Consider the following 24745-nt stretch of genomic DNA (forward strand, 5'->3'; position numbering starts at 1 on the left):
GGGCTCACCCCGTGGGAGTATCACCAACGGTCAGTAGAGGACCAAACCCTGAACAGAGCGAACTAAAAAACGCGGACACTACGGGGAGCACGTCACCAGTCAGGGCGGCACCGTAGGCCTTCAACTAAATCAGGCATTGAGCTTCTCGCTAAAGATGGCCGCCATTGGCGTAGCCGCAGGGAAGCAGTGTCTTGTCCCGCACTGTCACCTCTACCTCTCGGATCGCGCTGCAAAGCGCCACGAACCTCCGGCTTGCTCAGCCAAGCTGCTTCGGGGCGGCACTCCTCTCGCCGCGACTGGCGATCATCCCCGCCCGGACCGGGACACCGGCGCAGGCCGGTGGACCGGAGCGCGCCTTCCTGACCCCTTTCGGGTCGCCTCGGAGACGGAAGGAACATATGCCGGGCTCGCCCGCCGCAGCACCTCTCACCCCCTGATTGTATAGGTTTTTCCAAACCTTCTGAGGCGCAGGACAAGCCCTTCCTATCGTGACCCAGCGTATATGAAGTTTTTCTTACTTTAAGGATTAGCATTTTCCACTTCCGCACAAAATTTCTTCATGTCATCCTGCGTCGCAGGAGGAGTTGGTTCGCCCTAGGGCGGACAGATTTTACGCATCAGATCGAAAGTTGGCTCACCCTGCACGCAGGGCGGATCTGGCTGGCCGTCTCTCGCCCGACCGAAAATCTCGGCGGCAGCGGGCCCGAACAGATTTGCCTGATCGTCGGAAGAGGCCCCCTTTTGCGGGGGTGAATACTCACGAGGAGGACAGCCCCAGAGGCTGGAACATGACAATGAAAATTCAATCCAAACTGGCCCTTGCAACGGCAATCGCCGCTCTCTCCATGCAGGGCAGCTTCGCCCTGGCACAGGACAACTACCCGCCCTACCCCGAGCAGAAGCCGCTGTCTCCTCAGCGCCAGGGCGCGGTCTGGGAAGGCCATGAGGACACCCCCAATGGCGGCCGCCCCGAGATCAACACGGTCGAGGAGATGGTCGAGATCAGCGGCTACTCCGCGCCCGCGGCTCTCGAATATGCCAGCCTCGCCGCCATCGCCGCAGACGGCAACTGGGGCCCGACCATGTTCTACCAGTGCAAGCACCCCCATGGTGGCACGGCGCTGAACGCCGACTACCCGGTGCCGCTGGAAGTCTTCGACAATGTCTACTCCGTCGGCAATGACGCCAACAACATCTGGGCGATAGACACCGGCGAAGGCATCATCCTGATCGACACGCTGCGCAGCGCAGAGCAGGCCGAGGGCTTCATCGTCGGGAACATGATGCGCATGGGTCTCGACCCCAAGGACATCAAGATCATCATCATCTCGCATGGCCACTTCGATCACACCGGCGGTCTTGCCTACATGAAAGAGCTGACCGGCGCCGCTATCGGCATGTCGGAAGCCGACTACCAGATGGCGACGATCGCCGGCGAGATCCCCGAGCGTGCCGAGAATGACTTCGTCATCACCGATGGCATGGAGATCACCCTTGGCGACACCACGCTGACCGCGCTGCTGACGCCCGGCCACACCCCCGGTACCGTCTCGCTGATGATCCCGCTGACCTGGCAGGGCGAAGAGTACATGGGCTCCTACATGGGCGGCGTCGGCGCCCCCCGCGACATCGCCACCGTCAACCAGTGGCGCGAGTCGATCGACCGCATGGCCTATGTCTCTGAGCTCATGCAGGCCGACGTGATCATGTCGAACCACACCATCGGGGACGACGGGCTGACGAAGATCGCCGAGATGGCGGCCGATCCTTCGACCAACCCCTATATCGTCGGCCACGAGGCGGTGCTTGGCTACTACAGCGCCTGGCGCAACTGCCTCTCCGCCGACGTGGCGCAGATGATCGCCAATGGTGCCGAGATCCCGGCCCTGCTCCCGAAGGAGTAAACCAGGCAGCCCCGGCGCGAGCTTCTCGCGTCGGGGCGCCAACTTTCCAGGTTCAGGATCAAGATGACCTCTTCACTCGCCTCCCCCGCCTTCACCCGCCGCCGCATGCTGACGCTCGGCAGCGCGCTTGCGCTCGCCCCCCGCGTGGCCCTGGCCCAGTCCCCCCGGACCATCGCCTGGCGCGACTTGATCCCCGAGGGCGTCGACTACCCTGAGGTCGTGGCCGATGGCGAGATCGACGTCGAAGCCGATACCTGGAAGCCTGTCTGGGACGAGAACGCGCTGCAGCTGAACACCCGCCTCGAAGGCGAGCTGATCCGCATGCCGGGCTTCATCATCCCGCTGGAAACGCGCGCCGGCGGGATCACCGAGTTCATCCTGGCCCCCTTTGTCGGCGCCTGCATCCACGTCCCCCCGCCGCCGCCGAACCAGCTGGTCTACATCAAGACCGACAAGCCGCTGCAGGGCACCGGCCTGTGGACCGCGATCTGGGTGACCGGGCAGCTGGAGATCTCTGCCAGTTCGACCGAGCTTGCCGAGATCGGCTATCGGATGACCTCTCCCGAGATCGAGATCTACGAGCTCTGACCGCGCAGCGACAGCCCCCCCGGCGGGGTCCCGACAGCGCGCCCTGAACTGTCTGCATGCCCTTTGCGGCGCGTCCGTGCGCCCCATGGAAATCCCGTGCCACGCCAGCAGGCGGGCCCTGCCATGCTGGGCGCATGGCTCCTCGGGTTTTCCATAAGCGGCAGGATGTCCCCTTTCCCAGATCCCCCAATGGCACCCGAATTGCGGTGGCCTCGATGGGGCGCTGGTGCTGCGCGCGGCGCATTGGCTGAGCCATGTGTCGCGGGACGTCGAAAGCCCCATCTGGCACCCCTGGCTGACGCGCCTGACCTAAGGCCAGCATCTGGTTCGCCATGGGCTGAGAGGGTGCGGCATGTCCGACAGGACCGTCCCGACAATCGGTTTCGACGCCTGGCTCAAGGACCTGGAAACCGTCGCCAATACGATTGGCGCGCCCTTCGTCCCGATGGGCATGTCGCAGGGGGCCGCCCTTGCCAACGCCCAGGCCGCAAAGCGCCCCGACAGGGTCTCTGCGCTGATCATCATCGGCGGCTAGGGGCGCGGCCTGCTGGCCCGAGGCGCTGGCGATTTGCGGAATCACTCTCGTCAATCGCCTCCACACATCGACGATCCGTGACGTATCCAAGGGGCTGGTGCTGCTCGATGCCCCGGCCGGTGCCTTCATGCCACGCGCCAGCCAAACACACGGGCGAGCAGAGGCGCATCACCTTTGCGGCGCGGCAGATCGAAGCTGAAGGGGAGTTATGGTACCGCCTCCCTGGCTTGAACAGGGGACCTCTGGATCCACAATCCAGCGCTCTAACCAACTGAGCTAAGGCGGCACGTGGGGGGTCATCTACCCAGCCCGCCGGACGAATGCAAGAGGCGTTTGACAAGAAAATCATCCGCCGCGCCAACGCCCCGACGGAAAGGAAAACGCCACCTCCGGGAGAGCATCCGGAGGTGGCGTCAGGGACAAGATCCGGGAACCCCCGGACTGCAAATCTTGGACACGCAGGTTTGCAGAGATGCTGACGCTACCTGACGTCGACCTGCCGCGTTGAGACCCTTATTGAGCCAGATTAAGGCGGAAATGTGGCGAAACCGAAAGAAACCCCCTCTCAAGACTTATTTCCGCCGCAAAGCCCCCTGCCCCAATTCCGCTCCGGCCTTGTCAATCGCCCCGGCAGAGGGTACCGATCCGCAGCCATTTCCGGAGGTTTCCATGGGTATCGACACCGAACGTGACATTGAAGCGAACCTGCAGATCGGTCCGACCGACAGCGGCATGGTGCGCCTTTTCGTCGAGGCCGGCTCGGTCGAGATCCCGATGGACTTCGAGCCCGAGGAAGCCATCGAGATCGCGGAAGAGATCCGCGCCGCGGCCCAGGCAGCCCAGTCTGTCGGCAAGAAGCGCCGCTGAGCGCTAGAGCCGCGGATCGCGCAGCGCCTGCAGGCGCCGCGCGGAATCCCTGGCGAACTTCTGCAGGATCGACTTGCGCCGCGCCCCCGCCAGGCGGCTTTCTTCGGGCATGCGGACCAGCTCTCCGCCATAGGCATCGGCGATGATCAACCCGCTCTCTTCGGGCAGAAGCTCGACCGGGAAATCCTGGTCGACGGCCCAGAAGAAGCGGTCGCACCAGTCCAGGTAGCCCTGCCACTTGGCATCCGATGTGTAATCGGCCCGAGAGCTCTTGCACTCCACCACCCAGATCTCTCCCTTCGGGCCAAGCCCGATCACGTCGACGCGCTTGCCGCGCTCGGGCACGAACTCCTCCAGCGGCGCGAAGCCATGCGAGAGCAGCAGACGACAGACGCCACGGGCGATGAGCTGGCCGGGCTGTGGCGCGAGGGGCTCGGGAGAAAGCGGGGTCAGGGGCATGCCGATATTCTGAACATTTCATGAACATGCGCAAGCCCCTTTGGTCTCCCGCCGGGGTCCACCTATGTTGACCTGAAGGGCATCGCAACGGCCCCGACAAAGTGGCGAGGGACAAAAGTGAACGAAAAGACCGATGTACGGGACGCGGCCCAGCCCGATCCCCGCGCCCGCATGGTGCATGAGCTGGAAACCCACCTGGGCTTCCTCGACACCTTTACCGGCGCAGCACTTGGCGTTCTGGCGGTGGCCTCGGGGATCTACACCTACCTTGGCGTGCAATCTCTGCTGGATGGCGACGGTGCCATGCAGGCCTTTGCCGCGATTGCCTATTCGGTTGCGGTCTCGACCGGCATTTTCGTCTTCTGGTCCTACCTGATGCGATTGTTTCCAGCCATGCGCTCGGCCCGCTCGCGCGCCGGCCTGCTTGGGGCCATGGGGCTTGGCTCGCTGGCGATCATCGCAATGTCCTCCTGGCTGAACGCCGCGGCGCTGGCGGGGGGCGCGGCGGTGGAACAGCACCTGGCCGTAACCGTGCAGGATTACCAGGCCGCGCTGGAGCGCGCGAACGAGAACGCCCTTGCCGCCCAGGGGCTTGAGCGCGACGTGGCGCGGGTCCAGCAAAGCTTCGCGGATCTGTCGGAACAGGAGGCCTCGGGTGGGCTCTCGGGTCTGGCCGGGCGTGGTGCGGTCTTCCGGGTCCTGCGCCAGAAATCCGAAGAGCTTGGCGCCCTGCAACAGCAGATCGCCGAGCAGTCGCCGCTTGTGGATGCGGCCTTCGCCGAGGGCAATGCGATCCTCAGCCGGATGCGCGCGCTGACAGTGGAACCCGGCCCGGTCGACATCCGGACGGTGGAATTCTCCGAAGAGGCCGTGCAGCTTGCCGGTCTGATCGCGCGGCTGCGCCAGCTTTCGGTTGCCCCGCTGGTCGAGCGCGCCGCGCAGGATCTGACCGCCTCTGTCGTCCTGCCCGAGCTGGACGGCGGCAGCGAGGCCTCGCGCACCGCCCAGGGAACCACCATCGCCTCGGTGCTGGACGTGCTGGCCAAGCGCGCCACGACACTCGAGAGCGCGGCGGCCCAGGTCATCGCCCTGCCCGACCCGGAAGAGATCTCTTATACCCCGCTGTCGCCCGCAGACGCGGTGATCCGCTATGCCGGCAATTTCGTGCCCTCCTGGGCCGGGGCCATCGCCATCGACCTGCTTCCGGCGGTTCTGGTGCTGATCCTGACCGTGACCCAGGGAGCGATCCGGTCGGGCCGCGAGGCGGTGCCCATCGAGGACCGGATGACGGTATCGGAACTGCGGGCCGCGCTGGCGGCGGCGCGCGACGTGGATGTGGCGCTGGCCAACGGGCGGGCCGAGGCGCACTCCGGTCGCAAGGACCTGCCAGATGTCTGAGCCAAATGAGGGAACGACCCTGCGCCGCGCCCTGATGGGCGTGCTAGGGTTCCAGGTACTGCTGGCGCTGCTGCTGTTTCTCGGAGACCTGGGCGAAGGTTTCAGCTTGCCGGGCCGGGGCGGCGATGCGCCGGGCCTTGAGCAGCCGACCGCGCCGGGCGACCAGACCCGCCGCTTCGCGCCAACCCGGCCGGCGGCCCCCGGTGTCACGCCCTCGGGACCGATGCCCGAGCGTCTGGTGCTGACCGAGCGCGCGGGCGCCTGGCACCTGAGCGGCGCGATCGCAGAGGGTGACGGTGCCCGCGTCGCCCGCCAGATCGCAGCGCGCGAAGGGGAAGGCGCGCCGCAGACGCTTTTCCTCGACAGTCCCGGCGGCTCGGTTCACGACGCGCTGGAGCTTGGCCGGGCGATCCGTTCGGCCGGGCTTGCGGTGAACATGGAGGCCGGGGCGATCTGCCTCTCGGCCTGCCCGTATCTGCTGGCCAGCGGGGTGACCCGCGCGGCCGATCCGGAGGCCTGGGTCGGCGTGCACCAGCACTACTTCGGAGAGAACACCCTTCTGCCCGCCTTTACCGCCGTGTCGGATATCCAGCGCGGCCAGGGGCTCGTGATGCGCTACCTCGAAGAGATGGGGGTCGACCCGCGCATGATGGGCCCGGCCCTGATGACCCCACCGGATGAAATCTACATGCTGACCCGCGAGGAAATGCTGGAGTTCGCGCTGCTCACCGAAGAGCCCCGGACTTAAAAACAGACGGGAAATGCAGCGATCCCCTTGCCGCAGCTGCAGCAAAGGCCTAGGTGGGGGATCGGCGGGTGCTGCCCTTCTCGTGTACGGTTACATTCCGGTGGCCTTAAGCAAATCCGAGGGAGCTGGCTCTGTCCGGGCCGTGGTCCGGTTACCTGGCGCCCACCTGATCATCAGGTCCTCGGGAATGCGTCAACCAAACGGTTGCGTGCGGGCCCGCCACATATCCAACTACATCAGCAGCTTGAGCCAGGCGCTCAGCGCTTGCGCGCCTCGGCAGCGACCCGCACGGGACGGGCCGGCAGCGGCAGGCGCGTGCCGCCCCTGGGCTCGTCGTCGTCCTTGAGGCGCATCACCGAGATGCCGAATTGCACGCCGGCAAAGACGATCCCGTTCGAGAAGAAGATCAGGAAGGCGCCGAGAATCCCGTCCGAAGAGCCAAGGACAAGGCGCTGCAGCCCCATCACGTCGAAATAGATCAGCCCGGCGGTGAAAAGCGCCGAGATCCCGAAACCGACGAGGCATTGGGTGATGTAGAGACGGATGAGCTTGGGCATGGCGGCCTCCGACGCGAAATGATGCCACCATTATAGCAGTTCCCGCCCCGGTTGTCAGTTCACCCGTCCGCGGCCCGGCGTCGCGGCCAGCCCCGCTGCGGCCCCGACTCAGGTGCAATTGCGGGATTGCACCCGGAGGCCGCCGCGAAGTTTGACTTATGCATACCACCTGAATACACGTGACGCCAAATAGCGACAGCGGGGGCGGAGAATGAAGCGATTGACGGCATATCCATGCGCGACGATGGCCTTTTTCCTGGCACTGCCCGCCGCTCAGGCCCATGCGGCCTCATCCTGTCCGGTCGAGCCGGTGAGCGTCACTCCGGTCGAGCTGACGCGGATGGACAGCTACATCAGGAACACCCAATCCTGGGGCCCAAGCGGTTTCGTCACCACCTCCCTGTCAGAGCGCAGCGGCAAGCGGGTGACGACCACCTATCTCACCCAGCACCCCCTGCTGCCGGGCAGCCTCAGCCGTGACGGCATGCGCATCGACCTCAGCTATGACAGCCCGCTCGAGGACATTCCCCGGCTGAAGACCATCAAGCGCTGGCGGTCCGGCTACACGGCGTCAATGGATGGGGAGGTGCTGGAACGCGGCACCTTCGAGCTGCGCTACAAGCACAGCACCTCGATCTATGTCGGGGCCTGTCGCTATATCGTCTGGGTGGTGCAGCAGCAGATGTCCCCGGAGGGTCGGCCCGGCGACATCTTTGAACAGCATTTCTCGCCCGAGCTTTCGACGATCATCGGCACGATGAAGAAAAGCGCCGAGGGCAAGCGGCTGTCGGGGGTCTTTTTCGACCAGATCCGGGTGGTGGAGTGATCGCAGGCCGCATGGCCTGACACTCCCTGCAGCTCAGAACGCCTCGGGGCGTGCCTCGCGGGCCATGTGATCCAGCACGGCGTTGACGAACTTGGCTTCCTTGCCCTCGGCGAAGAAGGCCTTTGCCACGTCGACATATTCCACGATGACCACCTTGGGCGGGGCCTCGCCCTCGATCAGCTCGGCACCGGCGGCGCGGAAGAGCGCCCGCAGGGTGGTGTCGATCCGGCCCAGAGGCCATTTTGCCACCAGCGCGCGGTCGGTCATCTGGTCGATCTTGGCCTGCCAGTTCACCGCATCGCGCAGGGTGCGGCGGAAGAGCTCCACATCGCCTTCCTGGTAGTCGCCCTCTTCGTAGGAGGCACCGAAGCGGTGATCCTCGAATTCGACGATGACACGTTCCACGCTCTGGCCCGCCAGTTCCATCTGGTAGAGCGCCTGCACGGCATAGAGCCGGGATGCAGAGCGCATCTTGCGCTTCTGGTTCCCCGAAAGGGGGGCGGTTGCAGGGGTCGGGATCTCGTCACTCATCTCGGGCGTCTTTTCTGCTGGCGATCAGGCCTTACCTGTCAGGCTGGCCTCATCTGCGACGGGCAGGAATCCCACGCCGCTTTTAGAAGCGCCCCATTTGCGCGAAAGCGCGAGAAGATGCAAGGCCGCAGCCGCTGCACCACCGCCCTTATTCTGTTCGGCCACGCGGGCGCGGGCCAGTGCCTGGTCGCGGTTCTCGACCGTCAGGATGCCATTGCCGATGCTGAAGCCCTGCAGACCCAGCAGGGTGATCCCGCGCGAGCTGTCGTTGCAGACTGTGTCGTAATGGGTGGTTTCCCCACGGATAACGCAGCCCAGGGCAACATAGGCGTCATAGTCGGACATGCGCCCGGCCATGGCGATCGCCGTCGGGATCTCCAGCGCGCCGGGCACCTCGATCACCTCGGGCGTGGCGCCCCAGGCCTCGATCTCGGCGGTGGCGCCGGCGATCAGCTCGTCGGCGATGTCCTTGTAGTAGGGCGCCACGACGATCAGCACCTTGGTGGGCTTCGAGACGCTGCCGCGCGGCAGGGTGTAATGCTGTTCGGAACCGGCCATGGGGCCCTCCTGAGATTAGTCGGCGATCCGGTGGGAGCCGGTGATTTCAAGCCCGTAGGCATCCAGGCCCACGACGTTGGGCTGCGGCGAGTTGCTGAGCAGCACCAGCTTCGACAGCCCGAGCGAGGTCAGGATCTGCGCGCCCAGGCCATATTGGCGCAGGGTCTGCGGAGAGGTCTCGTGGTCGCCGATCAGCTTCATCTGCAGATCGCGCAGCAGCACCACGACGCCGCGGCCCTCATTGTCGATGACGCGCATGGCATCGCGGAACTCGTCGGCGCGGCCGGCCGGGCCGACACCGGCCACGTCGCGCAGAGGGTCGAGCGCATGCATCCGCACCATCACCGGCTCATCGCCCGAGATGTCACCCTTGATCAGGACGATATGTTCCGCACCCTGGGTTTCATCGACGTAGATCTTCAGCGCCCATTCACCGGCAAATTCGGTCTGGACGATCTCTTCCTTTTCGACCCGCACCAGGTTGTCGTTGCGGCGGCGGTAGCTGATCAGGTCCGAGATCGTGCCGATCTTCAGGCCGTGACGCTGCGCGAAGGCCACCAGCTCGGGCAGGCGCGACATGGTGCCGTCCTCGTTCATGATCTCGCAGATCACGCCCGAGGGGTTGAGGCCGGCCAGGCGCGACACGTCCACGGCCGCCTCGGTATGGCCGGCGCGCACCAGCACGCCGCCGTCGCGGGCGCGCAGCGGGAAGACATGGCCCGGCGTGGCGATATCCTGGGCGCCCTTGCCCGCGTCGATGGCCACGGCCACGGTCCGCGCCCGGTCATGGGCGGAAATGCCGGTCGAGACGCCTTCGCGGGCCTCGATGGAAACGGTGAAATTGGTCTCGTGACGCGAGGAGTTCTGCGAGGCCATCAGCGGCAGGCCAAGCTGGTCGACGCGCTCTCCGGGAAGCGACAGGCAGATCAGGCCGCGCCCGTGGGTGGCCATGAAGTTGATCGCTTCGGGGGTGGCCATCTGGGCCGGGATCACCAGGTCGCCTTCGTTCTCGCGGTCCTCGTGATCGACGAGGATGAACATGCGGCCATTGCGGGCGTCTTCGATGATCTCCTCGATGGAAGAGATCGCGTCGGACCAGTCCTGCTCAACCGGACCGGGTTTTTCATAGGCAGCGCTATCGGACATGGGCGGCTCCTTCATTTGGCATGCAGATAACGCAGGAGGATGAACTTGACCAGAGACTGCGGCCGCACCGCGGCTGTGCATATCCGCATTCCCTAGGGGCGGATGAGCCGCGGCACTGTGCAGAAAACGACCAAGAACGCCCCGCTCCCGTCGCCGGTTCAGCCGAAGAGCGCCTCGGCGGGCAGCGTGGCGCCAAGTCCACCGGCGGCAAGCCATTCCTGTTCCAGTCCGAGGGCGGTGACCGCCACCAGGCTGGCGGCGGGCAGCTGCCCCTGGGCACGGGACAGCGCGGCGCGGATCTCGGCGAAGGTTCCCAGCAGCGGCGGCGCGGCGAAGGCCAGGTCGAGCCCCGCCACGCGCTCCAGCAGCAGGCGCGGATCGAGGGGCGGATGCGCCAGCCCGATGCGCAGCACGTGGCGCAGCGCCTGCAGCCGCTCGGTGATCCGGGGCTGAGGCGGGGCGGCGTTCGAGAAGACGCCGAGCGCATTGGAAGAGATCAGGAAGCCCGAGACATCGCGGCCGGAGCTGGCGCGGATACGGGCGTAGTCGGAATAGGCAAGGCCCAGCTCCCTGGCGCGGGCGATGCGCATGCGGTGGATGGCCAGCGGCAGCTGCGCCTCGCGGTGGCTGGCCTGGGCCCGGCTCCAGCTGTAGAGCCGGAACTGGCGCCCGCCATCCATCGTCGGCCCCTGATTGTGGCCGATCGTGGCGCGGCTGTCAGTGGACCGGGGCTCGTTCATGCATATTCCTGCAGGCGGGCCACGTAGCGGGCCATGGTGTCGACCTCGAGGTTGATCGCATCGCCCTCGGCGACCTTGCCCCAGGTGGTGACCGACTTGGTATGGGGGATCACGTTGACGCCGAAGGTGGCGCCGTCGACCTCGTTGACGGTCAGCGAGGTGCCGTTCAGCGCGATGGAGCCCTTGGGCGCAATGAACTTCGCCAGCGCCTCGGGGGCACGGAAGGTCATGCGGGTGCTGTCGCCCTCGTCGCGCAGGGAGATGAGCTCTGCCACCCCGTCGACGTGACCCGAGACGATATGGCCGCCCAGCTCGTCGCCCACCTTCAGGGCGCGTTCCAGGTTCACCGCCCGGCCCTCGACCCAATCGCCAAGGTTGGTCTTCGACAGGGACTCGGCGCTGATCTCGACGTCGAACCAATCTTCGCCCTTGGCGATCACCGTCAGGCAGACGCCATCACAGGCGATGGAGGCGCCCAGGTCGACGCCGTCCATGTCGTAGTGACAGCCGAGCCGCGCCAGCAGGTCGCCGCGATGCTCGAGTTTCAGGACCTTGCCCATGTCGGTAACGATGCCGGTGAACATGTCGATCTCCTTCTGCAGGGTCCCCGCCCCTTTCCAAGCGGCGTAGCGCGGCGCGGCGAAGGGCGCAAGAGCGCTGCCGGCAAAGGTCCCTCCCCCGCCCCGGCAGCGCCCAAATTCTGCCGGTTTGACGGCGCACCCATAACTCCGCAATATGAGGCGCCGGGCACGGGACATGCCCCGGAGGGACAGATGCAAGACACGACACCGGACAGCCGGGTGTTCCTCTTTCTGCAGGGACCCCACGGCCCCTATTTCCACCAGCTTGCCCGTGCCGTGCGACAGGCGGGGGCTGCCTGCTGGCGCATCGGCTTCAACGCCGGCGATGCGGTCTTCTGGCCCGAGCGCGCCAGCTACCTGCCCTTCACCGATCCCCCCGAGACCTGGCCGCAGCACTTCGCCGCCACCTGCGACGAGAAACAGGTCACCGATATCGTGCTCTACGGCGACACCCGCCCGATCCACGCCCATGCGGTCTCGATCGCCCGCGCGCGCGGATTGCGCATCCATGTCTTTGAAGAGGGCTACATCCGCCCCTACTGGGTGACCTACGAACGCGGCGGCTCGAACGGTCATTCGCGGCTGATGCAGATGTCCGTCGACGAGATGCGCGCCGCGCTGGCGCTCTCGGACCTCGACGCCCCCCTGCCCCCCGCGCGCTGGGGCGACATGCGGGAACACGTCTTCTACGGCGCGCTCTACCATTGGTTCGTGATGTGCGCCAACCGGCGCTATCGCCAGTTCCGTCCGCATCGCAGCCTCAGCGTGGGGCAGGAATTCCGGCTCTACCTGAAGCGCCTGCTCACCATGCCCTTCACCGCGCTGGATCGCTGGCTGGCCTCGCGCCGCATCCGGCGCGGCGGCTTCCCCTACCACGTGGTGCTGCTGCAACTGGCCCACGATTCCTCTTTCCGGGAGCATTCGCCCTTCGGCTCGATGCAGGATTTCCTCGAGGTGGTGATGCGCGGCTTCGCCGAGGGTGCCCCGCGCCACCATCACCTTGTCTTCAAGGCGCATCCGCTGGAAGACGGCCGGGTGCCGATCCGCGCGGAGCTGGGCCGGCTGGCGCGCAGCCTGGGCCTTGAGGGTCGCGTCCACTTCGTGCGCGGCGGCAAGCTGGCACAGCTTCTGGCCGATGCGCGCTCTGCGGTCACGGTCAACTCGACCGCGGCCCAGCAGGTGCTCTACCGGGGCATCCCGCTGAAAACATTCGGCAATGCGGTCTACAACAAGCCCGAGTTCACCTCGACCCTGCCGCTGCCCGAATTCTTCGCCGGGGCCCTGCGCCCCGATGGCGCGGCCTACAAGGACTACCGGCGCTTCCTGCTGGAAACCAGCCAGGTGGCGGGCGGTTTCTACGCCGCGCGCTCGCGCCGGCAGCTGATCCGGCAGGTGGTCGACATGATGCTGGACGAGGAAGACCCCTACGACGCCCTGCGATCCGGCACCGCGGCGCCGCGGCAACAGTTGCGGGCGGTCAGATGACAGAGCGACGGCCAGGGCCGAGGAGACTGGCTTTTGCAGCCAAGCTCCTGTATCCTTTCCGGAAAAGAGGCAAACTGGCGGCAGATCCGGGCCAACTCGGGCGGTCGCGGCAGAGACAACGACCAGCGATAGGTCGAGGAGAAGAGCAGTGACATTCATCCCTTCCCGATGGGCCCGCCCCGTCGCGTTGATCGCGGCGCTTTGTGCTGTTTCCTCCTGCGCGGTGCTGCCCCGCAGCGGCCCCACCAAGCGAGAGATCTACGCCGGTTCGGTCCAGCGCGAGGGCGATGCCTTCGTCGTCGCCATCAACGACCGGGTGACACGGGCCACCGCCGTGATCCCGGCGCTCGGCTTCTCCGAGCAGTTCCTGCGCGCGGGCCCCGTCGGCTCGGACGTGATCCGCCCCGGCGATACGCTCTCGCTGACCATCTGGGAAAACGTCGACGAGGGGCTGCTGGCCTCGGAAGGGGTCAACTATACCTCGCTGAGTGCGGTGCAGGTCGATGGCGCGGGCTTCATCTTCGTGCCCTACGCAGGCCGCATCCGCGCCGCGGGCAACTCCCCCGAGGCAATCCGCCGTATCATCACCGAGAAACTGGCCGACCAGACCCCCGACCCTCAGGTCGAGGTGGTGCGCGAAGCCGGTGACGGTGCCAGCGTCACCCTGATCGGCGCCATCGGCGGCTCCGGCGTCTACCCGATCGAGCGGCCCACCCTGCGGCTCTCGGGCATGCTGGCGGCGGCGGGCGGCATCTCTGTCGCTCCGGAAAGCGCCCTGATCACCGTGGTGCGCGGCAACCAGCGCTCGACCATCTGGTTCCAGGACCTCTTCGACGATCCGCGCTACGACATCGCGCTGAGGAATGGTGACCGTATCCTGCTGGAAGAGGACACCCGCAGTTTCACCGTGCTGGGCGCCGCCGGCACCCAGAGCGTCATCGACTTTGAAAGCCAGACCCTTTCGGGGATCGAGGCCATCGCCCAGGCAGGCGGTCTGCGGGCTAATTCCGCGGACCCCACCGGCGTCTTCGTCTTCCGCAACGAGGCCGAGGAGATCGCCGAGCAGGTCCTGGGCCGCTCTGATCTGACCGGCGCGCAGCGCATGGTCTACGTGCTGGACCTGACCCAACCCAACGGCATGTTCATGGCCCGCGACTTCCTCATCCGTGACGGCGACCTGCTTTACGTTACCGAGGCGCCCTTCACCCAGTGGGACAAGACCATCGCGGCGCTGACAGGCTCCCTGGGGAGTGTGAACTCCCTCACGTCCCTGGGCGAGTAACGCGCCATGCAAGCGGATGCGGCGGACAGCTTCCAAGGAACCGAGGTCTCGCCGGATCACCCCCAGCCCCTACACTTCTACAACGCGGGCTTCCTGCGCCAGAAGCGGGTGCGCCGCATCCTCGAGCTTTCGGGCTACCAGTTGACCCTCGGCAAGCCGGGCCCGGACGGGTTGATCGGCGTCTGGGGGCATTCCCCCTACGCCGGCCGCGGAGAAGCCATGGCGGCCAAGACCGGCGCGGGCCTGCTGCGGATCGAGGACGCCTTCCTGCGCTCGCTGCACCCCGGCCGCGTGGGCGAGGCACCCATCGGGCTGACCCTGGATCGCAGCGGCTGCCACTTCGACGGCAGCCAGCCCTCGGACCTCGAAACGCTGCTGAAAACCCATCCCTTTGACGATGCGCATCTCCTGAGCCGCACCCGCGGACTGGTCTCGCGCATGAAAGAGGCGGGGCTGTCGAAATACGCTGCAACCGATCCCTGGCTGCCGCTGCCCAAGCCGGGCTACGTGCTGGTCATCGACCAGGTGCGCGGCGATGCCTCGGTGCGCCTTGGTGGCGGCGATGCCAACAGCTTCCGCGAGATGCTTTACTGGGCGCAGGAGGACCACCCCGGCGCCCGCGTCGTGATCAAGACCCACCCCGAAACCGCCCGCGGCAAACGCAAGGGCTACTACGGCCCCGCCGATGTCGAGGCGGCAGCTCCGGGGCGGATCTCTCTGGTCGACGGGCCGGTCTGTCCCTGGGCCCTGATGGAGGGCGCGGTGGCGGTCTATACCGTCAGTTCGCAGCTTGGCTTCGAGGCCATCCTCGCGGGCCACCGCCCCCGTGTCTTCGGCCTGCCCTTCTACGCCGGCTGGGGGCTGAGCGACGACCGCCACCCGCTGCTGCCCGGCCCCTCGCGCCGGGGCCGCAACCTGACCACCACCCAGCTGGCTGCCGGGGCCCTGGTGCTCTACCCGCGCTGGTACGATCCCTACCACGACCGCCTGACCAGTGCCGAAGAGGCCTCCGAGGCGCTGATCGCCCAGGCCCGCGCCTGGCGCGAAGATCGCCGGGGCTGGCGGGCCGAGAATGTAAGGCTATGGAAACGCAAGCACTTCCAGGAGTTCTTCGGCCAGCAGAAAAGCGTGGTCTTCGGGGCCCAGAAGGGCAAGGAACGCCGCATGACCTGGGGACCGGCCCGCGATGGCGCGGTCGGGGTCGAGGATGGCTTCCTGCGCTCGCGCGGGTTGGGGGCCGAGCTGGTGCCCCCACTCTCTCTGACGCTGGATGACCTGGGCATCTACTACGATCCCCGGCGCGAGAGCCGGCTCGAGCACATGATCACCGCCCGCGCCCGGCTGCGCCCCGACCAGGCCGAACGTGCCGAACGGCTGATCGCCCGCATCCGCGAGGCGGGGCTGTCGAAATACAACACCGGCGGCACGGTGGAACTGCCGAAACTGCGCCCCGGTCGCCGGGTGCTGGTGCCGGGCCAGGTCGAGGACGATGCCTCGATCCAGCTGGGCGCCGGGCCGGTCAGCACCAACCTGGAACTCCTGCAGGCCGTGCGCCGGGTCGAGCCCGATGCGGTGCTGCTCTACAAGCCGCACCCGGACGTCGAACGAGGCCTGCGCCCCGGCAGGATCACACAGGACGAGGCCATGAAATATGCCGATGCGGTGCTGACAGAGACCGACCCGGCGGCGCTTCTAGGCCAGGTGGACGCGGTCTGGACCATGACCTCCCTGATGGGGTTCGAGGCGCTTCTGCGCGGGGTCGACGTGATCTGCACCGGGTTGCCCTTCTACGCCGGATGGGGCCTGACCCGCGACCTGGACCACGTGCCGCGCCGAAGGGTGCGGGTCTCGCTCGAGGGATTGGTGCATGCGGCGCTGATCGACTACCCGCGCTACTTCGACCCGGTGACCCGGCAGCCCTGCCCGGTGGAAGTCGCTGTCGACCGGCTGCAAGACTCAGAGACCGGCCCGGCCCGACCGGCGTTGCGGATCCTGGCGAAGGCGCAGGGGCTGCTGGCCTCTCGCGCCGACCTCTGGCGCTAGACCTCGGGGCGACGCCAGCGCGACATGACATCGACGCCGACCTGGCGGGACTCGATGAGTTGCAGGCGCGGGCTCTCGGCCAGGCGCTCGATCCCCAGGGCGCCGATTCCGGGGCGCGCCTCGGCGCCCAGCAGAAGCCCTGCCGAGAAGGTGATCAGCTCATCCACCAGGTCCGCCGCCAGCAGGGTCGCCGCCAGCGCGCCGCCGCCCTCGCAGAAGATCCGCGTCAGGCCGGCCGCGCCAAGCTCTTGCAACACCGAGGAAATATCCAGCTGTCGCCCGGCCAGATCGCAGGCAAAGAGCCGTGCGCCCAGGCCTTCCCAGGCCTCGATCAGCGCCGGGTCGGCATCGCGGCCATGGCAGATCCAGACCGGCACGCCCTTGGCGGTACGGGCAAGCTGGCTCATCAATGGCAGGTCGAGACGACGCGAGACGACGATGCGGACAGGCTGATAATCGAGCCCCATGTCTCGCACGGTCAGCGAAGGGTCATCGGCGCGCGCCGTGCCCGCGCCGACCATCACCGCATCGTGGCGCGCCCGCAGGGCATGGACCTCGCGGCGTGCATCCGGGCCGGTGATCCACTTGCTTTCGCCCGTGGCGGTGGCGATGCGGCCATCCAAAGAAAGCGCCAGCTTCAGGGTCACGAAGGGCCGCCCCTGGGCCCGGTTGAGGAAGAAGCCGGCGTGATCGGCAAGCGCCTCTTCGGCCATCAGCCCGGTCGAGACCTCCACCCCGGCCTCGCGCAGCATCGCAAAGCCGCGGCCATCGACATTGGCGTCGATATCCTCGATCGGGGCCACCAAGCGGGCAATCCCGGCGGCGATCAGCGCCTCGGCGCAGGGGGGTGTCTTGCCATGATGGGCGCAGGGCTCAAGAGAGACATAGGCCGTGGCGCCGCGCGCCGCCGCCCCCGCCTGAGCCAGGGCCACGGTTTCCGCATGAGGCCGGCCACCGGGCTGGGTCCAGCCGCGGCCAAGCACGCGCCCGTCCTTCACGATGACACAACCGACAGCCGGGTTCGGCCAGCACCGTCCCTGTCCGCGCCGGCCCAGCAACAGGGCCAGGGCCAGGAAGCGGGCGTCTTCTGCCCCCCGAGACATCACCCCGTCACTCGTCGCGGGGCATGTTCGGGCGCAGCTCGCTGACGAACTTGTCGAAATCGTCAGCCGCCTGGAAATTCTTGTAAACGCTGGCAAAACGCACGTAGGCAACGGTGTCGATCCGGGCCAGGGCTTCCATCACGATCTCGCCGATGACCTTCGATGGGATGTCGGTCTCGCCCATGCTTTCAAGCCGGCGCACTATACCAGAGATCATCTGGTCGATGCGCTCCTGCTCGACGGGGCGTTTCTGCATCGAGATGCGGATCGAGCGTTCCAGCTTGTCGCGGTCGAAATCCTCGCGCCGCCCGGTGGATTTGATCACCACCAGGTCGCGTAGCTGAACCCGTTCATAGGTGGTGAAACGTCCGCCACAGGCCGGGCAGAACCGCCGCCGCCGGATGGCTGCGTGATCCTCCGCGGGCCGGGAATCCTTCACCTGAGTGTCGACATTTCCGCAAAACGGACAGCGCATCGCCCTCGGCTCCCACATCCTGCCCCCATTCTTGGGGGCTCCCCGGTTTTATCCACAGCGACTATAGGGGGTCCACTGAGGATTGGGTAGGGTGCTTTTTTCATCACCAGATATGCTGCGCATTTGCCACTTTACCGGGCAGCGCGGGGATATTTCCGGTCCTGCGCTAGGGAGTTTGGGGCGGGTCTTCCGGAATGAAGAAGCGGTGTTGGGCGCGCCCTGCCTTCTTCGAGGCATAGAGCGCGCTATCCGCATCTGCCAGCAATTGCTCGGCCCTGGGCTGATCGTAGAAGGTCGATAGAGTGGTGCCCATCGAGCAGGAAACGCGGCAGGTCACCCCCTCGAAGCTGATCGGCGCCTCGAGCCGCTGGATCAGCCGGGCCGCGATCTCTTCGATCCGGGCGCGCCTGGTGAGATTGTGGAAGAGCAGGACAAACTCGTCCCCTCCGATCCGCGCCACGGTGTCGCCGCCACGGGTCTCGTCGACCATCAGCCGGGCCACATGTTGCAGCACATAGTCCCCCGCCGCATGGCCGTGGCTGTCATTGACCTGCTTGAACCAGTCCAGGTCCAGGTGCATCAGCGCGAAGTCCTGCCCCGTCCGTACCAGCCGCGACAGGATATGATCCATGGCGCGACGGTTCTTCAGCCCGGTCAGCGTATCGGTATAGGCCTGCTCCTCGGCGGCGATCTTGGCCCCCTGCAGGCGCAGGTTCAGCGTGCGAGAGGCCTCCATCGCGGCGGTCTTGGCCTCGATCAGGTAGAGCATTTCGATGGTCAAATCGGTGGGGGCGAAATCGCCCGAATGCAGCGTATAGGTCTGGATCGCATCGAGGATCGAGATCCCGAAAGAGAAATTGACCAGCGCCCCCGGAGCCGCTGCCCCCTCCCCCGCCAGGGGCACCAGCACGGCCTTCAGTGGCGTGCGCGGTTCATCCCGCAGGCGCAGGTGCAGCTTCATTCCCGCCGAGGCCAGCAGCGCGGGCATCGAGCTCACCGCGCGGGGGCGCGACATCTCGAAGATCTCCAGGAAGCGGCGCCCGGCCATGGGGCTGTCGGGGCGCAGCTTCTGCATCGTCGGCCCGGCGTGGATCACATGGCCGGTCTCGTCCAGCACCAGGTGCATGGGCGAGAGCGCGTCCATGGAGCCAAGCGGCAGCGGCGGCAGCAACGCCGGGCCGGGGGAACCAGCGGCCGGGTGGACCTGGGCCGTGCTCATCCGGTCTTCGCCCCCAGCTCGAAGGCGCGGCCCTCGGCGAAGGCGGGCTCGACCAGCGTCACTTCGATGGTTTCGACCTGATGGCGTTCGCCCAGGTAGTCGAGGATCACAAGCGCGCCGTAGTCATCGGCCATGGCGCGCAGGATACCGACCAGCACATGACCGAAGCCCGGCATCCCCGCATTGCAGGTGATCGAGAACCGGCTGGCCGAGTGCTGGCGCAGCTCCAGCTCCGGTAGTTCGAGATCGGAAACCGCCAGCCGCGTCCGGTCCGGCAGGTCATCCAGCGAATGCAGGAAATCCTCGTAAGAGAGCCCGGCGAAGCGCAGCAGGCGGCGCAACCCTTCGTTGTTGGGATGAGAAACAAGGTAGGTGCCGATATCCTCAAGCACCATGGCGCGGGACTTCTTCAGCGCCACCGCCGCGGCATCGAGCACCCGCCAGGTCAGCGCATCCTCGTAGGTCAGCATGGCCTCGAATTCATTCGACGGCAGATCGGCGGCGGCGGCCACGTCCAGCCAGAGTGGCACCCCGTAGGTATCCCGCAGGAAACATTGTATCGACCTGTTGATCAAACCGTGCATTGCCCGTCTGCCCGTCTTCCGCCCGCACAGCATGACCGCTGGGGCTTAAGATAGGCTCAACGGCGATCGGGATCAGAAGTCTGTCGGCGCCCCGCCCTCCTGCTTGCGTTTCACCACGAAGTCCTCGAGCGCGGCTCGGTTGGCATCGGGCATGGGCGGCGGGGTGAAGTCCGCCAGGATGCGCTTCCAGGTGACATGGGCGCGCTCGGCGGTCCAGACCTCGCCCGCCTGCTGGAAGGCCTCGAAATTGCGCCAGTCCGACAGGAAGGGCTGGTAGAAGGCGGTCGAGTAGCGGTCCTGGGTGTGCTTGATGCCGAAGAAATGCCCGTCGTGGCGGACCTCGCGCATGGCCTCCAGCGCGAGGGAGCCCGCGTCCGTGGCGCAGATCTCGGGCTCGAGATAGCGCTGGATCTGCTGGATCACCTCGCAATCCATGACGAATTTCTCGGGGCTCGCGATCAGCCCGCCCTCAAGCCAGCCCGCCGCGTGATAGACGATATTGGCCCCCGACTGCACGGCGGACCAGAGCGCGTTGGAGGTCTCCCACATGGCCTGCCCGTCGGGGACATTGGCGGCGCAAGAGCCCGAGGCGCGCATCGGCAGACCGTAGTGGCGGCACATCTGGCCGGTCATCTGGGTAGCGCGCATGTACTCTGGCGTCCCGAAGGCCGGCGCACCCGACTTCATGTCGACGTTGGAGGTGAAGGTGCCGAAGGCGCAGGGGATGCCGGGGCGGATATATTGCGCCAGCGCGATGGCCGAGAGCCCCTCGGCCAGCGATTGCACCACCGCGCCCGCCATGGTCACCGGCGCCATGGCCCCCGCCAGCGTGAAGGGCGAGACGATCAGCCCCTGCCCCCGCCGCGCCATGCGCATCCAGCCATCCAGCATCGGGTAGTCGTGCTTCAGCGGCGAGGTGGAGTTGATGTTGGTATAGAGGTGGGGGCGCGAGGTGAAGGTCTCTTCATCCCAGCCCCCGGCGAGACGGACCATCTCCATCACGTCCTCGACCCGCTCGGCGCCCAGGGAATAGGCATGGGGCACCTTGTCGGTCAGGGTGAGCTTGTCGAAGAGCACATCCAGGTGGCGGACCGAGGCGTGCACGTCGACGGGCTCGACCGGGTAGCCGCCGGCGAAGTGGATGCAGTTGAAATACTGCGTCAGCCGCAACAGGTTGGCGCAATGCTCGCGGGTGCCGGGGATCTTCTGCCCCAGGTCCATGTCCCAGTAGTTGGGCGGCGAAGAGACATTGCCGAAGAGGATATGCCTGCCGCCGATCGTCAAGTCATGGGCCGGGTTGCGCGCGTGCAGGGTCCATTCGGCGGGGGCATGGGCCAGCATCTCGGCGATGAAGTCACGGCCGAAGCGGACGACCTCGGCCTCGACGATGCAACCCGCCTCAGCCAGGATGCCTCGGGCCTCGGGGTTCAGGAAGGCGACGCCAATCTCTTCCAGCACCACCATGGCGGCCTCGTGGATCGCCGCCACGCCCTCTTCGCCAAGCGGCTCTGTCGGGGCGTCGATGTTGACGGGAATGCGCCAGGGGCTTTGCGCGATGGCCGCCGAGCCGCGCCTGGCGGCAGAGCCCGCGCGCCCGCCTCCGCGCCGCTTGCGAGTCGGATTGCCGGTCTCGGCTTCAGAACCTTCGCCCATGATCTGCCTCGCTTCCTTCCTGACGAAGTGAAGCGCGGCGCGCAGGCAGGACGCCTTGCCATTCACGACATGAGCTGTCGCTTTCGGACCCGCCGCAGCGGGCGTGCATCAGAAAGCCCCGCCCCGGTCCGCGGGACGGGGCCAATTGCCCAAGTTTCAGGCGTCAGATCTCAGGATTGGGCCGACAGCCATTCCGGCAGGTGGCCGATATGCGGCAGGACCACATGGGCATAGGGGGCCAGGTCCTCGGCCTGGGCGAGGCCGGTCAGCACGCCGACGCAGATCATCCCCGCCGCGCGGCCGGCGATCAGGTCATGCGGGCTGTCGCCGATCATCGCCACCTGGGAGGCCGGCAACCCGGCGCTTGCGGCAAAGGCCAGCAGCGGGTCGGGGTCGGGCTTGGAGCCGAAGCCACTATCGAAGCCGGCAATGAACGAGAAGAACTCGGTAATCCCCGCATCGCCCACCTGGTAACGGGCCGAGACCTCGGAGTCGTTGGTCATGACGCCCATGTGGAAGCCCCGCGAGCGCAGATCCCGCATCAGTGCGGTGAGGTCGGTGACCGGGACCACCGGTGCCTTGGCGGCCTCTTCGGTCAGGAAGTCCTCCAGCCCCTCCAGCGTCTGCTCGGGCAGATGGACCAAGAGCAGCTCGGCCAGTTCTCGATTGGTCTCGGCAACGGCAGGGCTGTCTGGTCGAAAGGCCTTGGTTTCAAGGTCGAACCGCAGTGATCGCGCCAGCGCCTGAAGCCTCTGTGGATCGCCCTGCGATAGATCGTCAAGGACCTGTCCTGCCCAGGCGTTCCAGGTGCCGCCAAAGTCAAAGAGCGTTCCGTCCTTGTCGAAAAGAAGTCCTTTCAGCATCGATATTTTTCCGTCCCCACACACATTTCCAGCGGGAAGCTGCGCGATTGCCGGACCTGCCGCAAGGGCTCGTATCCCCATGGGATCAACATTTGCAATTGTGTGCTTGCAAATATGCAGCACTCTCGCCAGAGCTGTAAAATCCGCTCAGGAGATTTGCAAAGCCGGGCCAAGTCCCGAAGCTTGACTTTCGCCCCTGCCCCTGTCTGATGGCCCCATGAGTGGCGATATCCCCCCCTACAGGCTTCACCAATCCCTTGGCTACTGGCTCTCCGTGACGGCACGGCTGCAAGAGCGCCGCCTGGATGAGAAATTGCGCGACATCGGGCTGACCCGGATCACCTGGTGCATCCTGCTGGGCCTGGCCAACGAAGGGCTGACCCAGCCCTCGGAACTGGCCGATTTCGTCGGCATCGACCGCACCGCCACCTCGCGCGCCCTGCGCCAGCTCGAGCAGGCGGGACTGGTCTCACGCTCTTCGGGCACCGGCGACCGGCGGACCCGCAACATCGCCTTGACCGACGAGGGACAGGAGGCGGTGCGCATCGGCACCCCCTATGCCCGCGCCAATGGCAAGGTGATGAGCGACCGTCTGGGCGAGGAAGAGGCCGAGACCCTGCGCCAGCTGCTGCGCAAGCTCGCCGAGGGCGAAGAGGCCGGGCTGAGCCACCTCTGAGCAGCGGCCCCAACGCCGTGTTCTTCAGCTTTCGCTTACCCTCTTTGCCTCAGGTCCAATGCACCTGCTCCCCGCCCGGCAGCGCCTGCCGGGCCTGGTAGGGCACATCGTAGTCCAACCCCTGCGCCTGGCAGAAGCCCATGACCCAGGCGTCATCCATCAGCAGGAAATCCAGCACCGCGCCCAGAAAATGCGGGTCCTCCGCCGAGGCGCGCAGGTCCTCTGCCGCAACGCCGGAGGCGCCCATGAAGACCGGCAGCAGGTCCTCGTTCGCCGCCAGCCAGCCAAGGCAGGCCAGGGCGATCTCTTCGGCGCGGGTTTGCGACAGGCTCATGGGGGCGGGTGTCTCCGGAAGCGGCGAAATGGTTTCTTTACCAATTTCACCAATTGATGTCCTACGCAATATCGCCGCCATGGCTCTGCCCTGCCACTCGGGGTGGGCCTTGGCGGCCCGCAGGGAGCCCCGCCGACATGCCCGGACGTATCCTCATCGTGGATGACAACGTGACGCGACGGATTTCGCTGGCCGCGCGTCTCTCGGGGGCCTTCTACGAAATCCAGGTGGCCTGCACGGCGCTCGAGGCGCTGGAGCTTCTGGATCACTGGCAACCCGGCATGATCCTGATCGCCGATGAGCTCGAGAGCATGCCGACCGGGCGCTTACTGCGCCGGCTCAGGGTCGACGCCCGCGCCGCCGAGGTCACGCTGCTGGTGGTCACCGCGCCGGGCGCTCACCTGGGACGCTCCGGCCTGCTGACCGCGGGCGCCGATGACGTGATCGCGCGCAATGAACCGCAGGAGGTCTTCCGCGCAAGGATGCGCGCCCAGCAGAGGGCACGCGAGGTGATGAACACCCTCAAGCTGCGCGGCAACGACCTGCGCCTGCCCGGCCTGTCCGAAAGCCGCGCGCGGTTTCCGGGGGTGGCGCGGGCCAGTTTCATCGCCCCCGATGCCGCCACGGCGCGCGACTGGCGTCGCGCCTTCGAGGGGTTGCCGGGCTTCCGGCTGGAGTTCCTGGACATGGGCGAGCTGCGCGAGGGCTCGGGACGGGCGGCGCCACCGGGGCAGCCGGACCGCTCGGGCCTGCTGGTGCTGGGACTGGCACCGGACAATGAAGGCCGCGGGTTGCGTCTGCTGGCCGAGATGACCAATCGCTCGGACCGGCTGGAGCAGGAGATCCTGGTCCTCGCCCCCGGCGCCTCGCCCTACACCCAGGCCCAGGCCTATGACATCGGCGCCGGCGCGGTGATGCCGGGCCCCTTCGACGCGGCCGAGATCGCGGCGCGGATGCGGCTTCTGCAGGCGCGGCTGGCGCGGCGGCGCGCCCTGCGCCGGGCCCTGGCCGAGAGCCTGCGCGCCTCGGTCACCGACCCGCTGACCGGCTTGCACAACCGCCGCTTCGCCCTGCCCCGGCTGGCCCAGATCTCGCAGGCTGCGGCGATGCGCGGCGAGGGCTTCGCGGTGCTGGTGGCCGATCTCGACCACTTCAAGGCGGTCAATGACCGCTATGGCCATGGCACCGGGGATATCGTGCTGCAATGGGTGGCGCAGATCCTGCGCCGCAACCTGCGCAACGAGGATGTGCTGGCCCGTATCGGCGGAGAAGAGTTTCTGGCCATCCTGCCAGGCGTTGGCCCCGAGGCGGCGCGACAGATCGCGGGCGGGCTCTGCACCCGCCTGCGCGAGGCCCCCCTTGAGCTGCCAGAGCTCGAGGCCCCGCTGCCGCTGACGATCTCGGTCGGTCTGACAACGGGCGGCGCCGGGCGGCGCTGTCCCGAAGAGTTGATCGCGGATGCCGACCGCGCGCTCTATGCGGCCAAGCGGGCCGGGCGCGACCAGGTGGTCTGCCATCCGCCGCTCACCCCGCCACAGCCCGCCATACGGCGGGCAGAGGCCAGGGGCTAGCAGGCGACCAGATGGGGCG

The 24745-nt window shown here is 66.8% G+C and carries 26 protein-coding genes and 1 tRNA gene; 12 read left to right on the forward strand and 15 right to left on the reverse strand.

Features of this window, described 5'->3' with window-relative positions:
* Positions 1-794: 794 nt before the first annotated feature.
* The 3 genes from CRO50_RS16295 to CRO50_RS16305 all read left to right on the forward strand — a co-directional run bounded on the left by CRO50_RS16295 (position 795) and on the right by CRO50_RS16305 (position 3027).
* Positions 795-1904, forward strand: coding sequence for an MBL fold metallo-hydrolase (locus CRO50_RS16295; RefSeq protein WP_157791699.1), 1110 nt, complete (start codon positions 795-797; stop codon positions 1902-1904).
* A gap of 63 nt (positions 1905-1967) precedes the next feature.
* Entirely contained in the window at positions 1968-2492 is a 525-nt protein-coding gene (locus CRO50_RS16300; RefSeq protein WP_097147003.1) for a DUF3299 domain-containing protein, read from the forward strand.
* Positions 2493-2844: 352 nt separating this feature from the next.
* Entirely contained in the window at positions 2845-3027 is a 183-nt protein-coding gene (locus tag CRO50_RS16305) for an alpha/beta fold hydrolase family protein (RefSeq protein ID WP_097147004.1), read from the forward strand.
* Positions 3028-3236: 209 nt separating this feature from the next.
* On the opposite strand, the gene CRO50_RS16310 is transcribed toward CRO50_RS16305, so the two are convergent.
* Positions 3237-3313 (reverse strand) — tRNA-His (locus CRO50_RS16310).
* 383 nt (positions 3314-3696) lie between these two features.
* Between CRO50_RS16310 and CRO50_RS16315 the strand changes: the two genes are divergently transcribed.
* Positions 3697-3894, forward strand: a complete 198-nt coding sequence (locus CRO50_RS16315; protein WP_097147005.1) for a DUF6324 family protein — start codon at positions 3697-3699, stop codon at positions 3892-3894.
* A gap of 3 nt (positions 3895-3897) precedes the next feature.
* On the opposite strand, the gene CRO50_RS16320 is transcribed toward CRO50_RS16315, so the two are convergent.
* Positions 3898-4353, reverse strand: a complete 456-nt coding sequence (locus CRO50_RS16320; RefSeq protein ID WP_097147006.1) for an MmcB family DNA repair protein — start codon at positions 4351-4353, stop codon at positions 3898-3900.
* A 171-nt stretch (positions 4354-4524) separates the two neighbouring features.
* Here CRO50_RS16320 and CRO50_RS16325 point away from each other — a divergent pair, with 171 nt between their 5' ends.
* Together CRO50_RS16325 and CRO50_RS16330 are read left to right on the forward strand one after the other, a co-directional pair.
* Positions 4525-5751, forward strand: coding sequence for a hypothetical protein (locus CRO50_RS16325; protein WP_097147227.1), 1227 nt, complete (start codon positions 4525-4527; stop codon positions 5749-5751).
* Positions 5744-6499 carry a COG3904 family protein gene (locus CRO50_RS16330; RefSeq protein WP_097147007.1) on the forward strand — a complete coding sequence of 252 codons (756 nt, stop codon included), beginning with the start codon at positions 5744-5746 and terminating at the stop codon, positions 6497-6499. The genes CRO50_RS16325 and CRO50_RS16330 overlap by 8 nt, the downstream gene beginning before the upstream one ends.
* A gap of 257 nt (positions 6500-6756) precedes the next feature.
* Here the strand turns inward: CRO50_RS16330 and CRO50_RS16335 are convergent, their stop codons facing one another.
* Positions 6757-7056, reverse strand: coding sequence for a hypothetical protein (locus CRO50_RS16335; protein ID WP_097147008.1), 300 nt, complete (start codon positions 7054-7056; stop codon positions 6757-6759).
* Positions 7057-7300: 244 nt separating this feature from the next.
* Between CRO50_RS16335 and CRO50_RS16340 the strand changes: the two genes are divergently transcribed.
* A complete protein-coding gene (locus CRO50_RS16340; protein ID WP_097147009.1) occupies positions 7301-7882 on the forward strand; it encodes a hypothetical protein in 582 nt (193 codons plus the stop codon).
* 33 nt (positions 7883-7915) lie between these two features.
* Here CRO50_RS16340 and nusB read toward each other — a convergent pair whose 3' ends face one another.
* The 5 genes from nusB to CRO50_RS16365 all read right to left on the reverse strand — a co-directional run bounded on the left by nusB (position 7916) and on the right by CRO50_RS16365 (position 11441).
* Positions 7916-8413, reverse strand: a complete 498-nt coding sequence (nusB, locus tag CRO50_RS16345; protein WP_097147010.1) for a transcription antitermination factor NusB — start codon at positions 8411-8413, stop codon at positions 7916-7918.
* Positions 8414-8437: 24 nt separating this feature from the next.
* Positions 8438-8971, reverse strand: a complete 534-nt coding sequence (locus CRO50_RS16350; protein ID WP_097147011.1) for a 6,7-dimethyl-8-ribityllumazine synthase — start codon at positions 8969-8971, stop codon at positions 8438-8440.
* Positions 8972-8986: 15 nt separating this feature from the next.
* Positions 8987-10117 carry a 3,4-dihydroxy-2-butanone-4-phosphate synthase gene (ribB, locus tag CRO50_RS16355; protein ID WP_097147012.1) on the reverse strand — a complete coding sequence of 377 codons (1131 nt, stop codon included), beginning with the start codon at positions 10115-10117 and terminating at the stop codon, positions 8987-8989.
* Between the two features lie 158 nt (positions 10118-10275).
* Positions 10276-10857, reverse strand: coding sequence for a hypothetical protein (locus tag CRO50_RS16360; RefSeq protein ID WP_097147013.1), 582 nt, complete (start codon positions 10855-10857; stop codon positions 10276-10278).
* Entirely contained in the window at positions 10854-11441 is a 588-nt protein-coding gene (locus CRO50_RS16365) for a riboflavin synthase (protein WP_097147014.1), read from the reverse strand. The genes CRO50_RS16360 and CRO50_RS16365 overlap by 4 nt, the downstream gene beginning before the upstream one ends.
* 189 nt (positions 11442-11630) lie before the next feature.
* Between CRO50_RS16365 and CRO50_RS16370 the strand changes: the two genes are divergently transcribed.
* The 3 genes from CRO50_RS16370 to CRO50_RS16380 all read left to right on the forward strand — a co-directional run bounded on the left by CRO50_RS16370 (position 11631) and on the right by CRO50_RS16380 (position 16248).
* On the forward strand, positions 11631-12923 hold the full coding sequence (locus CRO50_RS16370; RefSeq protein ID WP_097147015.1) for a capsule biosynthesis protein: 1293 nt from the start codon (positions 11631-11633) through the stop codon (positions 12921-12923).
* 148 nt (positions 12924-13071) lie between these two features.
* Positions 13072-14205, forward strand: a complete 1134-nt coding sequence (locus CRO50_RS16375) for a polysaccharide biosynthesis/export family protein (RefSeq protein ID WP_097147016.1) — start codon at positions 13072-13074, stop codon at positions 14203-14205.
* A gap of 6 nt (positions 14206-14211) precedes the next feature.
* A complete protein-coding gene (locus tag CRO50_RS16380) occupies positions 14212-16248 on the forward strand; it encodes a capsular polysaccharide biosynthesis protein (protein WP_097147017.1) in 2037 nt (678 codons plus the stop codon).
* On the opposite strand, the gene ribD is transcribed toward CRO50_RS16380, so the two are convergent.
* The 6 genes from ribD to CRO50_RS16410 form a co-directional block, all read right to left on the reverse strand.
* Positions 16245-17351, reverse strand: a complete 1107-nt coding sequence (gene ribD / locus CRO50_RS16385) for a bifunctional diaminohydroxyphosphoribosylaminopyrimidine deaminase/5-amino-6-(5-phosphoribosylamino)uracil reductase RibD (RefSeq protein WP_097147018.1) — start codon at positions 17349-17351, stop codon at positions 16245-16247. The genes CRO50_RS16380 and ribD overlap by 4 nt on opposite strands.
* Positions 17352-17358: 7 nt before the next feature.
* Positions 17359-17826: a transcriptional regulator NrdR gene (gene nrdR, locus CRO50_RS16390; protein WP_097147019.1), complete on the reverse strand. Its 468-nt coding sequence runs from the start codon at positions 17824-17826 to the stop codon at positions 17359-17361.
* A gap of 166 nt (positions 17827-17992) precedes the next feature.
* A complete protein-coding gene (locus CRO50_RS16395) occupies positions 17993-18970 on the reverse strand; it encodes a GGDEF domain-containing protein (RefSeq protein ID WP_097147228.1) in 978 nt (325 codons plus the stop codon).
* Between the two features lie 71 nt (positions 18971-19041).
* A complete protein-coding gene (locus tag CRO50_RS16400) occupies positions 19042-19629 on the reverse strand; it encodes a heme NO-binding domain-containing protein (RefSeq protein ID WP_097147020.1) in 588 nt (195 codons plus the stop codon).
* A 72-nt stretch (positions 19630-19701) separates the two neighbouring features.
* A complete protein-coding gene (locus CRO50_RS16405) occupies positions 19702-21282 on the reverse strand; it encodes a trimethylamine methyltransferase family protein (RefSeq protein WP_097147021.1) in 1581 nt (526 codons plus the stop codon).
* 170 nt (positions 21283-21452) lie between these two features.
* Entirely contained in the window at positions 21453-22145 is a 693-nt protein-coding gene (locus CRO50_RS16410) for an HAD family hydrolase (RefSeq protein WP_179747307.1), read from the reverse strand.
* A gap of 217 nt (positions 22146-22362) precedes the next feature.
* Between CRO50_RS16410 and CRO50_RS16415 the strand changes: the two genes are divergently transcribed.
* Positions 22363-22821 carry a MarR family winged helix-turn-helix transcriptional regulator gene (locus CRO50_RS16415; protein ID WP_097147022.1) on the forward strand — a complete coding sequence of 153 codons (459 nt, stop codon included), beginning with the start codon at positions 22363-22365 and terminating at the stop codon, positions 22819-22821.
* Positions 22822-22870: 49 nt separating this feature from the next.
* Here the strand turns inward: CRO50_RS16415 and CRO50_RS16420 are convergent, their stop codons facing one another.
* A complete protein-coding gene (locus CRO50_RS16420) occupies positions 22871-23155 on the reverse strand; it encodes a DUF3572 domain-containing protein (RefSeq protein WP_097147023.1) in 285 nt (94 codons plus the stop codon).
* Between the two features lie 137 nt (positions 23156-23292).
* Here CRO50_RS16420 and CRO50_RS16425 point away from each other — a divergent pair, with 137 nt between their 5' ends.
* Positions 23293-24726 (forward strand): GGDEF domain-containing response regulator, encoded by a 1434-nt coding sequence (locus tag CRO50_RS16425; protein ID WP_179747308.1) that lies wholly within the window; start codon positions 23293-23295, stop codon positions 24724-24726.
* Positions 24727-24745: the final 19 nt, after the last annotated feature.

This window comes from Pseudooceanicola antarcticus (assembly GCF_900215355.1).
Lineage (GTDB): Bacteria > Pseudomonadota > Alphaproteobacteria > Rhodobacterales > Rhodobacteraceae > Pseudooceanicola > Pseudooceanicola antarcticus.

Excerpts from the sequence above, each read along its gene's own strand:
- CRO50_RS16295 (WP_157791699.1), top strand. The coding sequence starts at position 795 with ATGAAAATTCAATCCAAACTGGCCCTTGCAACGGCAATCGCCGCTCTC.
- CRO50_RS16300 (WP_097147003.1), top strand. The coding sequence starts at position 1,968 with ATGACCTCTTCACTCGCCTCCCCCGCCTTCACCCGCCGCCGCATGCTG.
- CRO50_RS16305 (WP_097147004.1), top strand. The coding sequence starts at position 2,845 with ATGTCCGACAGGACCGTCCCGACAATCGGTTTCGACGCCTGGCTCAAG.
- CRO50_RS16315 (WP_097147005.1), top strand. The coding sequence starts at position 3,697 with ATGGGTATCGACACCGAACGTGACATTGAAGCGAACCTGCAGATCGGT.
- CRO50_RS16320 (WP_097147006.1), bottom strand. The coding sequence starts at position 4,353 with ATGCCCCTGACCCCGCTTTCTCCCGAGCCCCTCGCGCCACAGCCCGGC.
- CRO50_RS16325 (WP_097147227.1), top strand. The coding sequence starts at position 4,525 with ATGGTGCATGAGCTGGAAACCCACCTGGGCTTCCTCGACACCTTTACC.
- CRO50_RS16330 (WP_097147007.1), top strand. The coding sequence starts at position 5,744 with ATGTCTGAGCCAAATGAGGGAACGACCCTGCGCCGCGCCCTGATGGGC.
- CRO50_RS16335 (WP_097147008.1), bottom strand. The coding sequence starts at position 7,056 with ATGCCCAAGCTCATCCGTCTCTACATCACCCAATGCCTCGTCGGTTTC.
- CRO50_RS16340 (WP_097147009.1), top strand. The coding sequence starts at position 7,301 with ATGGCCTTTTTCCTGGCACTGCCCGCCGCTCAGGCCCATGCGGCCTCA.
- nusB (WP_097147010.1), bottom strand. The coding sequence starts at position 8,413 with ATGAGTGACGAGATCCCGACCCCTGCAACCGCCCCCCTTTCGGGGAAC.
- CRO50_RS16350 (WP_097147011.1), bottom strand. The coding sequence starts at position 8,971 with ATGGCCGGTTCCGAACAGCATTACACCCTGCCGCGCGGCAGCGTCTCG.
- ribB (WP_097147012.1), bottom strand. The coding sequence starts at position 10,117 with ATGTCCGATAGCGCTGCCTATGAAAAACCCGGTCCGGTTGAGCAGGAC.
- CRO50_RS16360 (WP_097147013.1), bottom strand. The coding sequence starts at position 10,857 with ATGAACGAGCCCCGGTCCACTGACAGCCGCGCCACGATCGGCCACAAT.
- CRO50_RS16365 (WP_097147014.1), bottom strand. The coding sequence starts at position 11,441 with ATGTTCACCGGCATCGTTACCGACATGGGCAAGGTCCTGAAACTCGAG.
- CRO50_RS16370 (WP_097147015.1), top strand. The coding sequence starts at position 11,631 with ATGCAAGACACGACACCGGACAGCCGGGTGTTCCTCTTTCTGCAGGGA.
- CRO50_RS16380 (WP_097147017.1), top strand. The coding sequence starts at position 14,212 with ATGCAAGCGGATGCGGCGGACAGCTTCCAAGGAACCGAGGTCTCGCCG.
- ribD (WP_097147018.1), bottom strand. The coding sequence starts at position 17,351 with ATGTCTCGGGGGGCAGAAGACGCCCGCTTCCTGGCCCTGGCCCTGTTG.
- nrdR (WP_097147019.1), bottom strand. The coding sequence starts at position 17,826 with ATGCGCTGTCCGTTTTGCGGAAATGTCGACACTCAGGTGAAGGATTCC.
- CRO50_RS16395 (WP_097147228.1), bottom strand. The coding sequence starts at position 18,970 with ATGGACGCGCTCTCGCCCATGCACCTGGTGCTGGACGAGACCGGCCAT.
- CRO50_RS16400 (WP_097147020.1), bottom strand. The coding sequence starts at position 19,629 with ATGCACGGTTTGATCAACAGGTCGATACAATGTTTCCTGCGGGATACC.
- CRO50_RS16405 (WP_097147021.1), bottom strand. The coding sequence starts at position 21,282 with ATGGGCGAAGGTTCTGAAGCCGAGACCGGCAATCCGACTCGCAAGCGG.
- CRO50_RS16410 (WP_179747307.1), bottom strand. The coding sequence starts at position 22,145 with ATGCTGAAAGGACTTCTTTTCGACAAGGACGGAACGCTCTTTGACTTT.
- CRO50_RS16415 (WP_097147022.1), top strand. The coding sequence starts at position 22,363 with ATGAGTGGCGATATCCCCCCCTACAGGCTTCACCAATCCCTTGGCTAC.
- CRO50_RS16420 (WP_097147023.1), bottom strand. The coding sequence starts at position 23,155 with ATGAGCCTGTCGCAAACCCGCGCCGAAGAGATCGCCCTGGCCTGCCTT.
- CRO50_RS16425 (WP_179747308.1), top strand. The coding sequence starts at position 23,293 with ATGCCCGGACGTATCCTCATCGTGGATGACAACGTGACGCGACGGATT.